A 13,527-nucleotide genomic window follows, 5' to 3' on the forward strand; every position below is an offset into this window, starting at 1 on the left:
ATAAAATAGGGAGGTATTTCCTATTTTTTGGAGAAATCAGTTATGGTGAAGATATGTACTAAAGGAGGAAGCAGGTATGAGTACCTCAAGTAAACAACTGCCTAAACGTGAAGAGCTCCCAGTGGAACGGACCTGGAAGCTTGAAAATATTTTTGCATCAGATGATGTATGGAAACAGGAATTCGAGGCTGTTAAGGAAATGATTCCTGAAGTCTCCCAATACAAAGGAAAGCTCGGTGAATCAGCCGATCAGTTATACCAGCTGCTAGTAAAACAAGATGAACTATCACACCGGTTCGGGACATTGTTTACTTATGCCCACATGCGTGCGGATCAGGATACGACAAATTCTTTTTACCAGGAATTGAATGCCAAAGCGGAAAACCTGTATACAAAAGTTGCCTCGGCCATGAGTTGGATTGTGCCGGAAATCCTTTCGCTTGAGGAAGGTACCATTGATCGATACTTAGAAGAAAAAGAGGAGTTAGGCTTATATAAGCATGCCCTCGATGAGATCACTCGTAAGCGTGACCATGTACTGAGCGAGAAAGAAGAAGCGTTGCTTGCAGGTTTCTCTGAGATCGCTGCTAATCCCCAGCAGACATTCGGTATGCTGAATAATGCCGATTTGACCTTCCCATCAATTAAAGATGAGGAAGGAAATGAAGTGGATCTTACGCATGGGAGATACATTAATTTTCTGGAATCCAAAGACCGCAATGTGAGGAAAGAAGCATTCCAGGCGATGTATGATACATTTGAAAATTTCAAGAACACATTCTCTTCCACGTTGAGCGGGAATGTGAAAAAGGATAACTATTTTGCAGAAGTGAAGAATTACAATTCAGCAAGGGAAAAAGCTCTCGACAGCAATAAGATTCCGGAAAAAGTATATGATAACCTGGTGGACGCAGTGAATGACAGACTTCCGCTGCTTCACCGTTATATCGCGTTAAGGAAAAAAGTACTCGAGCTTGATGAACTGCACATGTATGATTTGTATACGCCTCTAGTCAAAGATGTGGATATGAAATTCAGCTTTGACGAGGCGAAGGACCTTGTTGTAGAAGGGCTGAAGCCACTTGGGGAAGAGTATACGAACATCATAAAAGAAGGCTACGAAAACCGCTGGATCGATGTAGATGAAAACAAAGGCAAGCGGAGTGGCGCTTATTCTTCCGGTCATTACGGAACGAATCCTTATATTTTGATGAACTGGCAGGATAACGTCAATAACTTGTTTACACTCGCCCATGAACTGGGACATTCGCTGCACAGCTACTATACCCATGCCAATCAGCCATATCGTTATGGCAACTATTCGATTTTTGTAGCGGAGGTAGCGTCGACATGCAATGAAGCGTTGCTGAACGATCATATGCTGAAAAACACGGATGATAAAAAGGAAAAGCTTTACTTGTTGAATCACTTTCTGGAAGGATTCCGTGGCACAGTTTTCCGCCAGACGATGTTTGCTGAATTCGAACATGATATTCATGTTCTGGCTCAAAAAGGAGAAGCATTGACTGCCGACAAGCTGACCGAGCTTTATTATGATCTTAACAAAAAATATTTTGGAGATGAGCTCGTCATAGATGATGAAATTGGCTTAGAATGGGCGAGAATTCCGCATTTCTATTACAACTATTATGTTTATCAGTATGCGACAGGATACTCTGCCGCCACTGCACTGGCCGCTCAGATTCTGGAAGAAGGTGAACCGGCAGTTGACCGTTACAAGAACTTCCTGAAAGCAGGAAGCAGTGACTATCCAATTGAAGTGCTGAAGCAGGCTGGTGTTGATATGACATCCAAAGAGCCAATCCTTGCAGCTTTGGATGTATTTGAAGAAAAGCTGAATGAAATGGAAGAATTATTGAAGTAAATAGAGTTCTCTCAATCAAGAGTTAAAGAAAGTTCAGGGTGGAACAGGTTGTTTCCACCTTGAACTTTTTTATTAGGAGTAATAGGAAGTCAGGGCCTTCATGTACATAGATTGTTTCCAGATTGCTCATAATAAGGTTAATGCTGAATAGTGAAAAGGAGACCTTGACGTGCGGAAATATGCAGTAGTTATTATTGTTTTTATGTTGTTATTGCTTGTTAGTATGAGGAACAATAAATATAAATACTGGTCTTATTATATCCGTAGAAAATGGATTGTTTTTTGGCGAAAGACTGTGCAATTGCTCAAACGTGCCCTATCTTCCTTCCGAGGACAAAATTACATAATGGATGATTCAGATAAGCGTAATGAACACCATTATGAGGAAGGGAGGTAACCAGTCATGAAAAGACATAAACACGAGGATCATGTACAATTCACCAATCAGCTGACATCAGCTGAAATGGGGAAGCTTTGGGCAGCATATCAGGGGAATACGATGGGGAAGTGTGTGCTCAGTTACTTTTTGCGCCACTTGGAAGATGCTGAGATTAAGAAGGTAGTAGAGGGTGCCGTGGATTTAACAAATACGTTCATTAGAGATATTAAACGAATTTTTGATGAGGTGGAGTTCCCTCTGCCTATCGGCTTCACGGAAGAAGATGTCAACCTGGAGGCACCACGGTTATTTTATGATGAATTTTATCTGCATTATCTCCGGTATCTTGCGAAGGCTGGTACCAGTATTTACAGTGCAGCAACTCCTATCATGACCAGAAAGGATACCCGTGATTTTTTTGTGGAAAGTCTGAAAAAGACGACCAAATTAATGACTGATGTTCATGATGTACTGGCAGTTAAGGGTGCATTGGGGAATGATCCGGCAGCACCAAGCCCGGCTGGGATTGATTTTGTAAACCGGCAAAGTTTTTTGCATGGGTACTTTGGAGAAGTCCGGCCGCTGCATGGAATGGAAGTAGCTCATTTGTATGATAACCTCCATAATGACATCACAAGCAAAGCACTAATTCTCGGATTCAGTCAGGGTGCAAGGAACCGGAAAGTGACTAAGTTTTTGAATCGCGGTAGGAAAATCAATGTCAGCCATATTGACAAGTTTACTAATAAGCTGAAAAAGGACAATATTGCAGCTCCCGGCCTGCTTGATCATTTGGTGACACCTTCAACGGTCCCGCCTTTTTCTGACAAGCTGATGGTTTTTCATAAAATCGATATGTTCTCGATGAAAATAAGAAATTATGCCAATGGGGCTTCGCTTAATGGAAGAAAAGATATTGGAGCATTGTATGCACGATGTCTCCTCGATGTATCGTTGTATGTAGAGGATGGAGCGAATATCATGATCGACAATGGCTGGATGGAACAACCGCCGATCATGATTGATCGTGATCAACTTTCTTCTTATCGTTGAGAGCTTACCTGATTTAAGGTAAGCTCTTTTTAGTAGAGATGTTACAGAAGAAGTCAGGGGGAGATAGGAATGGAGCCACCGAAGCACATTGTATCTGCAGCCACTATCATCGTCAATGACGTAGGGGAAGTGCTATTGATCAAAGGTCCGAAGCGGGGCTGGGAAATGCCAGGCGGGCAGGTAGAAATAGGGGAATCACTTGCAGAAGCGGCAGTCAGAGAAACGAAAGAGGAATGTGGACTGGAAATTGAGGTAATCAGATTTTGTGGTATTTTTCAAAATATAAGCCGTAGTATCTGCAATACCTTATTTCTGGGAAAACCGGTAGGAGGAGAGCTGACAACGACGCCAGAAGCACTTGAAGCAGGCTTTTTTCCTGTCGATCAAGCTTTGGAAATGGTGACCTGGGGTAATTTTCGCCAGCGTATAGCGTATTGCTTAAAGGAAGAAGAACAGCCTTTTTATGTAAGCTTTTAAGTGAATAAGCAAAGGAGCACCTATTTACAGGCTGCTCCTTTTTCAATGGTAGCTCTTGAATCCTTTGAATTTTTTTCGATGAAACAGGCTTTTGATGGTGAAGAAGATGACCAGAAACAATAGGGGTGATGTGATATAGATGGGGTAAAGCCGCATCAAACCGAATAGATTCATTAAGAATGCTGTCAGTACCAGCGCGGTGAAAATGATGACTCCAATGACCTTCATGTCCATCCCTCCTTACTTCAAGATTATGCTTGGCCGCGGCAGTTAGAACATTGTGACAAACTCGTGAAACATTGAACAAGTGTGTTGCGTCATGTCTCCCGGCTTGCTATATTATAGATGTGAAAGAATTCCCATTAACCCCCCAACAAGTTTGACAGGGAACTTTCTCCCATCCTCCTTTATTATATAAAGGGACCTTGATAACCAGCCGGTGCTGGTTATTTTTTTGTCTTTAAAAATTCATTTGGAAAATTCATACTGTTTTCGGTATGATAAACATAGTCATGCTGTTGTTACAGTTTGGCGTGACTATATCAGGTGAAGGATGTCTTGAGATAATGAAGCTATGGAAGTTCCTTTGGTATTACTTATTAGGGGTTACGGGGATAGTTGCGCTGAGCACGGCTCCATTTCTTGTAAGAGGAGAGGGGCTCTTTGATGTTACCCTCTATTTTGAAGAAACAGGAAGACTTGTTGAACATTTTCTAAAGCCGGGATCCTGGACGTATCAATTCCGGGGAGAAGAACTGAATGCATTCATTTTTTTATGGGATCCCTTTTTGTATTCGATGACGATTTTGTTCGGGGCATTGGCGATAGGGTTTAGCCTGGCTGTACTATTGGCTTTCCTGACGGTATTTCTTCCTGACACTTTTTTTAGGACAGCAATTAAACGGCTGCTTGGTTTTATGGAGGCGATACCGGATTTGATGGTTGCTTTTCTGCTTCAATTTCTAGTCGTTCTCTTTTATAAGCAGACAGGCGTTCATTTATTTCCGTTTGTTACCTTAGGGGAAAACCGCCTATATGCGGCGCCAATGGCGGTACTTGCGATTCTGCCGATGATAACCTTATTTCGGATAATAGTACTGTTGATTGAGGAAGAGATGACCAAACATTATGTAGCCTTTGCTCAAAGTAAAGGACTTCGCTATAAGACACTTATTATTACGCACATTTTCCGGAACATCACAAACAGCGCTTTCTATCATTCTAAAATGATTGTTTGGGGTTCGCTTTCCAGTTTATTTGTAATCGAATACATGTTTAATATCAATGGAATCTCCAGCTACATATTAGACGACTTCCGGCCAATTGTTATTGCCACGGTACTGATTATAGTGTTTACACCCTTTTACATCATTTATCAGGGGGCTGAACTTTTCACACCTCCTCCTGCGGCTACAGGGGTGACCATAAAGCCGCCAGCTATTTGGGGGAAAAGCTTGAAGACCGGCACATGGCGTTCTGCCGTTAGGAAGGGTTGGAAGGGAGTAGGGGCTCATTTTAAAAATAAAAAATTCCTGGTTGGTTTTTCGGTTATTTTTCTAATTCTGGTGATCAGTATCGGGCACTCATTGATGCAGGAGGAAGACGTAAGGAATTTTACGCTGATCTATGATGAAGAAGGGAAACTTGTCAGCAGCAAGCCCCATCCCCCTTCCGAATACCTTTTGCTTGGAACCGACTGGCTCGGCTACAGTATTTTGGACCAGCTGCTTGCTGGGGCGAAGTTTACGATTTTGTTCGCGGGTCTAATTGCTTTCCTGCGGATTTTTCTCGGATTTCTACTGGCTATTCCGTATGCCTTATTTGTACCTGAGGCTGTTAAAAAAGGAGTGGAGCGCTTCGTTGATGGATTTCACTATTTGCCGCTAAGTATCATCGCTCTGATTTTACTGCGCCCGGTTCTTATAGGCTCTACGTCAGGATTTGAATACACGTTAACAGAACGGCTCGTCTTTGAGGTACTGGTTCTTACTCTGCTCGTCTTCCCATTAGTAATGGTATTGATTGGGAATGAGATAAGCCTGGTCATGAGGCAGGATTTCATGACGAGCGCAGTTGTCCTCGGTGGCAGTGCCAGGCATGTATTGGGCAGGCACATTATGCCTCACCTGCGCCCGAAGTTAGGCATCATCTTTGGCCAGCAATTTATCCAGACTTTATTGATTTTCATCCATCTTGGCTTGTTTCAATTATTTCTTGGCGGGACAAGCGTCATGTATGATGCGAGCTACCGGTCCCCGCCCCATTCCGTGACGTTTGAATGGGCCGGGCTGGTCAGTAACACCAGGGAAGCGTTCATGACCGGGCATTATTGGGTGGTCGTTCCAGTATTTTTGGCATTTATTCTTGTTATTATCGCGATGCAGTTGATTGTGGAAGGAATACAGGAAGTTCAGCAGGAGCGCGTCGGAATCTATTTGGATAGAACAAGCTATTGGGAGAGATTTCGGTTTTGGAGAAAAGATTATGGAAAGAAAAAGCATTCCCAATCCGATGAATTAGGACGGACCCAATTTGAACGCGTGAACAAAAAATCCTCTTGATCGGATGCTGTCTGTAGTAGTGATTTTAGGTGTAAAAGAGAGACAAAGCCTTTAGTTGCGAGACAACTTGGCGATAATTGCGCTTCATAGTCTTGAAGAGAGACAAATTTAAAGATAATAGAGACAAAATCGAAAATAAGAGAGAGAAAGCGGGGGGATGAGAGACAATCAAAAGGCAGAGGGGCAACATTAGCTCCTCTGCCTTAATCTTTACGCGGCGGATGATAATTTTTTTGATTGGCGTACATAAACACGGAATAATATCAGGGCGATTACGGATAAGATGATGCCCGAAATATATGGAAGCCCAATTGCGATGGAAAACAGCCAGCCGCCAAGGGGAGGACCGATGATTCTTCCGAGTGAATCAAAGGAAGATAACAGTCCAGTTGCACTGCCATAGCCGGCGGTCGCTTTTTTCGTGAGCAAGGCGGCGACACTCGGGCGGATCACACCGTTTCCGATGCCGAAGATGGATAAAAATATGGTAGCGGTCAGGAAATCATCCACGAACAGGATCAGAAAGAAGCCGAGTGCGGAGACGGCGACCCCGAGCTGGATGACGAACGGTTCGCCGAATTTTTTCGTCAGCCTTCCGACCAGCCCGCCTTGGACGATAGCACCGGCGAGTCCCATGATCATGAAAATATAGCCAAGCTCGACAGTTCCGAGTCCAGCCGTGTCCGCAGCAAAGTAAGCGAATGTCGCTTCGAGACCGGATAGAGACAGCGAAACGAACAATTGCAGGAAGAACAGCATCGCTGATGGACCGTTCAGTGCCTCACGCATAGGTGGTCTTTTACCGGCATGATGGCCTCTTGCTTCTTCCGTCAGTGATTCTTTCAAGACGAACAGTACGAGTAGAAACGTTATCAAGGAAGAAATCCCTGCTATGTAAAACGGCATCTCCAGGCTTGTTTTGGAAAATACTCCGCCGATCGCTGGTCCAAACACGAATCCCAGACCGATAGCAGCGCCGATGATGCCCATTCCTTTTCCGCGATCTTCCTCGGACGTGATATCCGCAACATAAGCCATGATGGTCGGCATGTTGGCGGAAGATAAGAATCCACCAATAATCCGTGCAGCGAACAGCATCCATAATTGTGTAGCCAGTGCCATCAAAAAGAACGACAGGGCAAGTCCGGCGATACCAAGCGCGATGACAGGCTTACGGCCGATCCGGTCGGAAATACGTCCCCACATCGGAGCGAATAGTAACTGCATCAACGAATAGACAGCCATTAAGAGTCCAAGTTCGGTCGGCGTGGCACCGATTTCTTCTGCATAGAAAGGAAGAACCGGAATGATGATACCGAATCCGACCATGACAAAAAACATGATTGCAAATAAGATAGGTAATGCTTTTTTTATATCCAGAGCTACGTTCACTCCTTTTCTGACAAATAATACTACGGAAAATATCATAACACTAGTAATTGGCAAAATAAATGTTTTCTTTGCAAACGCTAACCAAAGTTAAGAAAGAAAGCGGCTGTCTCAAAATGAAAGTCTGCACCTGGTCAGACCCTTTTGAGACAGCCGCTTTTACGCTTGCCCGTCAGGCTGGTATTTCCAGAACACTCCGTGTTTCACCGGGACTTCCTGTACGACTTGCTTAAGGACGAGCTTTTTCATTTCCCGTTTTGCCTGCTGTTCCGTCCAGTCATAGACGACGGCGATTTCTTTAGTAGCAAGAAATTTATAATGCTGAAGGAATTCTTCAAGCGGTGGCTTCTTCGCAGGCATTGGATCCCGCTGGAGCATTTCCTTCAGAACATTGACATAAATCTCATACGGGTATGTCCCGGCGATTTTTAACCCTGCATCCTCTTCCGATTGGTTGAACAGGACTAGCGTTGGGATGGTGTCGACATCCATTTCCCGTGTCAGATTGAAATCACATTGCAGGGCACGGCGGGCTGTATCGGAATAAAGATCTTTCCGGAATTCCTCGACGTCCAGTCTGCTTTTTTCAGCGCACTCTACGAGGACTTCCTCGTCCGAGATGTTTTTCTTATCAAGAAAAACGTACTCCTGGACTTTTCGTAAAAAACGGATACCTGATTTTTTTCCTTGAAGTTCTGCTGCTTTGACAGCGAGCGATGTGATGAGAGGAGAGGAGACAGGATTCTCCAGCCAGATATCGCCATCGCAGCACATGCCGGTACGATTGGCGGTCTTATCCCATTCCTTTTTCAATTTATAAGGCTTATCCACGTTTTTTTTATGAAGGGAAGTCATCTTCCCGCTGATAATCGGCTTAATGGTGAAAAAGCGGCCATATTCGATGGTGAGCTTTTTGATGATCGGCTCGATGGACCAGCATTCCGGACATAGGGGGTCTACGAACAGGTAGAGCTCCAATGGCCGTTTCAATAGATCGAAAAAACCGAACTGGGCACTTGTTTGTTCCTGGGATGCTCCAGTACCTTTCCAACTCACATCGATTCTCCTTTCTCATCCTCTGGTGTATTCATCATATGATTGGCAGTCATGGTCAGACGTTCGAAAATCGCCGTGCGGTATGGCTCTTCGATATTTGCTTCTTCAAGTGCTGCGGCCATGCAATTCAGCCAGGCATCCCTTCGTGTCGGTGTAATCGGAAAAGGGAGATGCCTTGCGCGCAGCATCGGATGTCCGTGCTCTTCCGTATATAAGGCGGGTCCTCCGAAAAATTGGGTTAAGAATTGTTTTTGCTTTCGGGCGGTCTCTGTCAAATCATCCGGAAAAATGGGTATCAGATCCGGATGATTGCCTACCCGCGCATAAAAGGCGTCAACAAGTGTTGCGACTGCTTCTCTGCCTCCAATTGCTTCATAAATTGTTCCTGGTACATTCATGATCAGAACCCCTTCTGCTTGTTATTCATTGTAGCAACGGCGGGGGTGGCCTTCAACTAATCTGACTCACGGCCTCGCCTGAAAAAATCGTTTGATTTTATTATCGGTTTCCCGTTCCGGGATTTCATGATCTGTCAACAGCTGGTGAAAAACTTTTTCTCCATGTGCCCGGTCTGTCGCCTCCAGTTCCAGCTCATAATCTTCCGTCCCGTGATACAGACTATGATCGAGTACGAGCAGGGTATCGAGATAGCGAATCTCCTGACGATTTGTTTTCAATGCGCCCTGATAGTTCAGATCATCCGGGTTGATGTCAAGTTCCTGCAGCTGATGGAAGACATTTTCTTTGGCGATCGGTGTACCGGAAATCCAACTTTCGCAGTCGTTCGTAGTCAGGGTGGCGTGGGTCTCTAACAGACCGTCCGGGTGCGGCTGCTTCAATGTCAGCGTATACCCGCCGTTTTTCTCACGAATCCTAAGGGCGGCACCACTCTGTTTCAAGTCGAAGTTTTCCGTCTCAAAATAATGATTTGTCTGCTTCTGCACTTTCGCTTTCTCGAAAGGGAGCGTGTTTTTCAGGCGGTCAAATTCTTCCTTAGTCAGTATATTTTTAAATTCAATTTCGATTTCCTGATTCATCGTATCCCTCCAGCTCTGCAATCATTATGAGGAAGAAAGGTGCTGATTGCAAAGATTATCTCCTGTCATATTTTATGATACAATGAATGGGTACGTAATATCACATATTTACTACATAGACGTTGTTAAAGGTGGGGATGACAAGATGGACTGGGAGGTATTTCTGGCACCCTATACCCAGGTGGTCGATGAACTGAAAGTCAAGCTGAAAGGGATGCGGGCTCAATTTGAATACGAACTGGAGCATTCTCCTATTGAGTTTGTGACTGGCCGCGTCAAACCCAGGTCCAGCATTTTAGGAAAAATGCAGCGAAGGGGCATATCACCGGTCGAGGTTGAAAAAGAAATTCAGGATATAGCCGGGGTCCGGGTCGTCTGTCAATTCGTCGATGATATCTATGTCATCGCCAGTATGCTGCATAACCGCCATGATTTTGAAATCATAGAAGAGAAGGATTATGTGTCCCAGAAGAAGGATAGCGGCTACCGCTCTTATCATCTTATTATCAATTATCCGGTAGAGACGATACATGGGGAGAAAAAGGTACTGGCTGAAATCCAGATTCGGACGCTTGCCATGAATTTCTGGGCGACTAACGAGCATTCGCTGAATTATAAATATTCCGGTCAGATTCCCGGTGAAGTAAAGGCCAGGCTGAAACGGGCAGCCGAAGCGGCATTCCGGCTTGATGAAGAAATGTCGAAAATCAAAAATGAAATACAGGAAGCAAAGAAAGCGTTTAATAGAAAAGAACAAGGGAAACATCCAGACTAATGGACAGTTGCTGGGAAGGAGTGGGGTTCGATTATGAAATTCGCGATACTATCGAGAGGCGACAGTAATTCGAACGAAATCCGTTCGAAAATCAAAAACTATCTGAAAGAATTCAATATGGAATACTGTGAGGACGAACCGGAAGTTGCCATATCGGTCGGCGGCGACGGAACGTTTCTGGAAGCCTTCCATACATACAACCATCGCTTGGACAAGACAGCTTTTATCGGGATACATACAGGCCACTTAGGTTTTTATGCGGACTGGACGCCTGATGAAGTGGAGAAATTGATCATCGATGTTGCCCGGACTCCTTTCCAGGTGGTCGAATATCCGATATTGGAAGTGATTATCCGCTTGAAAAACGGTGGAGAAGAAGGCCGGTATCTGGCACTCAACGAATGTACGATCAAGACATCAGAAGGGTCGGTGGTGCTTGATGTGGATATCAAAGGAGAGCACTTTGAAACTTTCCGCGGTGACGGTCTGTGTATCTCGACTCCATCCGGAAGTACCGCCTACAACAAAGCGTTAGGCGGTGCGATCATTCACCCGTCCCTGGAGTCGATCCAGATAGCAGAGATGGCTTCGATCAATAACCGTGTTTTCCGTACCATCGGTTCCCCGTTGATTTTACCAAGTCATCACACCTGCCTGTTGAAACCGACAGCGGATAAAAGTTTTATGATTACGGTCGATCATTATACACATACCTATAAAGAGGTAAAGTCGATTCAATGCCGGGTCGCTAAAGAAAAAGTGCGATTTGCGAGATTCCGTCCATTTCCATTTTGGAAGCGGGTCCGGGATTCGTTCGTGGCAGATGATAAAGAATGAAACAGTGGAGCTGGACGTGGAAAATCACAGAACAGCAGGAAGGAATGCTCGTGCGGGACTATCTGGGTTCCGTTCGGGCATTTTCGCGTCAATTGCTGAAACAGATCAAGCAGTCGCAGGGGCTGCGGGTAAATGGAGCTGATGTAACGGTCAGAAAAGTATTGCATGCAGGTGACAGGGTGGAAGTGGCGCTGCCAATTGTTAAGCCTGCTGAACGGCTTGAACCCGTGGCCTTGGAGCTTGTTATTGTTTACGAAGATGATGATCTGCTGATTCTTGACAAACCGGCGGGACTCGCCGTCATGCCATCTATGAACCATGATGTGACACTTGCTAACGGTATAATCGCTTATTATGAAAAACACGGTGTGCCAAGCACCGTCCATATTGTCACCCGGCTCGATAAAGATACCTCTGGCCTCGTGCTGGTGGCAAAGCATGCCTACAGCCATTCTCTGTTATCGAGAGGCTATATCGGTCCGATTGAAAAAACATACTGGGCACTTGTCGAAGGTCATTTGATAAACAAGGAAGGAATGATTGATGTACCCATTGGAAGAAAAGAGGGGTCTATCATCGAGCGGGAAATAAGGGAAGACGGCCAGCCGGCAGTCACCCGCTATCATGTACTGAGGCCATTGCACGCACATTCGCTAGTCGAGCTGGAACTCCTTACTGGAAGGACTCACCAAATCCGGATCCATATGCGCCACATGGGGCACCCGCTTGCCGGGGATGATTTGTACGGTGGGTCACTCAGCATAATGAAAAGGCAAGCGCTGCATTGCCGCAGGCTTACCTTTCCCCATCCGATTACTGGTGAAGTTGTCAGTTGTGAAGCAGAACTTCCGGCGGATATCAAGAGGGCTATAGGGGATGCTTGATAGGATGCATCTCAGTCGAGCCGGAATTTTTCTTCCACGTATGGCTGACGGGAAGGGACACTTACGATTTCCTTTTCTGGAAGCCGAAATGCAGTGAGTTTGTTGCCGAACACGCAGCCTGTATCAATGTTGACTGTGTTGTTGACGAAACGGGGCTCCCGAACTGGCGTATGACCGTAGACAATCCATCGGCTGCCTTCATACATTTGTGCCCAGTCGCGGCGCACCGGCCGTCCATCATCATGTTTTTCGCCGGTAATATCACCATAGAGTACAAATGTCCGTACCTTTTTTCCCTGCTGACCGATAAAACTTTCCTTAATTCCGGCATGGGCAATCACAGCATTGGCCTCAGGCACTTCCAAGTATAGTGGCGATTCTTCATATAATTTCATAAAATGATGGCGAATTTCTTTTTGTTCTTTGGAAGAAAGGGAACGATATTCAGCGGTCGTCGTCTCGAGACCATGTTTTTCCTGCACTTTGTTACCGAGAAAAAAACGATATAACTTATTACAATGGTTCCCCGGCACATATTTACCCTTTCTTGTTTCCATGACAATATTATAGACATACCGAATGCAGCCGATCGAATCAGGTCCCCTGTCGGTGATGTCACCTAGAAAAACCGGCACCCTGCCCTCGGGATGAACAGGGACACCATCCTCCTCCACGTAGCCAAGTTCGCGAAATAGTTCCTTCATTTCATCAAGACAGCCATGCACATCTCCAATGATATCTATTTTCATAAAAGTCCTCCTTTTATGTGAAAGTTACTCCCGTTAGTATTCCCATTCCCTAGTTTTTGGAATCATATTTTTTTATTATAAAAGGGTTGTTCAATTAAAGGTCCGAAAAGTCGAAGACTTGATTTCGAGATATTGTGTGAGGGGAAGGGTCGTTGGGGAACAACTCGCTTTCCGTGGGCGAGTGATGAGCCTCCTCGAGCTGACGCTCTGCGGGGTCTCATCCAACCCGCGTATCCCACAGGAGTCTCGTCGTTCCCCCACTCCCCTTGCCATAAGAAGTTCTCGAAATCACACTAGACGATTATAGAAAGAAGATGTTTTTGCCTATACATCCTTTGCAAATGCATTTAGATGAAGGTTTGAGCTGTACACTCTTTCTCTTATGAAGGGTCCGTTTGCTTTAACAATGGCTGTATGGGCTGGGAAACGGGGAGACTCCCGCGGG

Annotated in this window: 13 protein-coding genes; 7 read left to right on the forward strand and 6 right to left on the reverse strand. The window is 45.1% G+C overall.

Going from position 1 to position 13,527, the window contains the following annotated elements; all coding sequences use genetic code 11:
* The first annotated feature begins 76 nt into the window (after nt 1–76).
* The 3 genes from pepF (at nt 77) to FHS45_RS00860 (ending at nt 3,794) form a co-directional block, all read left to right on the forward strand.
* A complete protein-coding gene (gene pepF, locus FHS45_RS00850) occupies nt 77–1,885 on the forward strand; it encodes an oligoendopeptidase F (RefSeq protein WP_062444417.1) in 1,809 nt (602 codons plus the stop codon).
* A 403-nt stretch (nt 1,886–2,288) separates the two neighbouring features.
* A complete protein-coding gene (locus tag FHS45_RS00855) occupies nt 2,289–3,317 on the forward strand; it encodes a DUF3231 family protein (RefSeq protein WP_062444421.1) in 1,029 nt (342 codons plus the stop codon).
* A gap of 69 nt (nt 3,318–3,386) precedes the next feature.
* The gene (locus FHS45_RS00860) at nt 3,387–3,794 is read left to right on the forward strand and encodes an NUDIX hydrolase (protein ID WP_062444424.1); all 408 of its coding nucleotides are present in this window, start codon (nt 3,387–3,389) and stop codon (nt 3,792–3,794) included.
* A 42-nt stretch (nt 3,795–3,836) separates the two neighbouring features.
* On the opposite strand, the gene FHS45_RS00865 is transcribed toward FHS45_RS00860, so the two are convergent.
* On the reverse strand, nt 3,837–4,022 hold the full coding sequence (locus tag FHS45_RS00865) for a hypothetical protein (protein WP_062444426.1): 186 nt from the start codon (nt 4,020–4,022) through the stop codon (nt 3,837–3,839).
* A 338-nt stretch (nt 4,023–4,360) separates the two neighbouring features.
* Here FHS45_RS00865 and FHS45_RS00870 point away from each other — a divergent pair, with 338 nt between their 5' ends.
* Nucleotides 4,361–6,355 carry an ABC transporter permease subunit gene (locus tag FHS45_RS00870; protein WP_062444428.1) on the forward strand — a complete coding sequence of 665 codons (1,995 nt, stop codon included), beginning with the start codon at nt 4,361–4,363 and terminating at the stop codon, nt 6,353–6,355.
* A gap of 210 nt (nt 6,356–6,565) precedes the next feature.
* Here FHS45_RS00870 and FHS45_RS00875 read toward each other — a convergent pair whose 3' ends face one another.
* From FHS45_RS00875 to FHS45_RS00890, 4 genes are all read right to left on the reverse strand, one after another.
* Nucleotides 6,566–7,735 carry an MFS transporter gene (locus tag FHS45_RS00875; RefSeq protein ID WP_062447712.1) on the reverse strand — a complete coding sequence of 390 codons (1,170 nt, stop codon included), beginning with the start codon at nt 7,733–7,735 and terminating at the stop codon, nt 6,566–6,568.
* A 168-nt stretch (nt 7,736–7,903) separates the two neighbouring features.
* Nucleotides 7,904–8,800, reverse strand: coding sequence for a ClpXP adapter SpxH family protein (locus tag FHS45_RS00880; RefSeq protein WP_166761339.1), 897 nt, complete (start codon nt 8,798–8,800; stop codon nt 7,904–7,906).
* Complete coding sequence (locus FHS45_RS00885) at nt 8,797–9,198, reverse strand: globin domain-containing protein (RefSeq protein ID WP_062444430.1); 402 nt, start codon at nt 9,196–9,198, stop codon at nt 8,797–8,799. The genes FHS45_RS00880 and FHS45_RS00885 overlap by 4 nt, the downstream gene beginning before the upstream one ends.
* A 66-nt stretch (nt 9,199–9,264) precedes the next feature.
* Nucleotides 9,265–9,837 (reverse strand): CYTH domain-containing protein, encoded by a 573-nt coding sequence (locus FHS45_RS00890; protein ID WP_062444432.1) that lies wholly within the window; start codon nt 9,835–9,837, stop codon nt 9,265–9,267.
* 145 nt (nt 9,838–9,982) lie between these two features.
* On the opposite strand from FHS45_RS00890, the gene yjbM reads away from it, so the two are divergent.
* From yjbM to FHS45_RS00905, 3 genes are read left to right on the forward strand one after another with little or no spacing between them, the layout of a single operon-like run.
* Nucleotides 9,983–10,612 carry a GTP diphosphokinase gene (gene yjbM / locus FHS45_RS00895; RefSeq protein ID WP_062444433.1) on the forward strand — a complete coding sequence of 210 codons (630 nt, stop codon included), beginning with the start codon at nt 9,983–9,985 and terminating at the stop codon, nt 10,610–10,612.
* A 33-nt stretch (nt 10,613–10,645) separates the two neighbouring features.
* On the forward strand, nt 10,646–11,449 hold the full coding sequence (locus tag FHS45_RS00900) for an NAD kinase (RefSeq protein ID WP_062444435.1): 804 nt from the start codon (nt 10,646–10,648) through the stop codon (nt 11,447–11,449).
* Entirely contained in the window at nt 11,446–12,333 is an 888-nt protein-coding gene (locus tag FHS45_RS00905) for an RluA family pseudouridine synthase (RefSeq protein ID WP_062444437.1), read from the forward strand. The genes FHS45_RS00900 and FHS45_RS00905 overlap by 4 nt, the downstream gene beginning before the upstream one ends.
* 11 nt (nt 12,334–12,344) lie before the next feature.
* Here the strand turns inward: FHS45_RS00905 and prpE are convergent, their stop codons facing one another.
* Entirely contained in the window at nt 12,345–13,082 is a 738-nt protein-coding gene (gene prpE / locus FHS45_RS00910) for a bis(5'-nucleosyl)-tetraphosphatase PrpE (RefSeq protein WP_062444439.1), read from the reverse strand.
* Between the last annotated feature and the right edge of the window lie 445 nt (nt 13,083–13,527).

The organism is Thalassobacillus devorans, from assembly GCF_011761345.1.
GTDB lineage: Bacteria > Bacillota > Bacilli > Bacillales > Halobacillaceae > Thalassobacillus > Thalassobacillus devorans.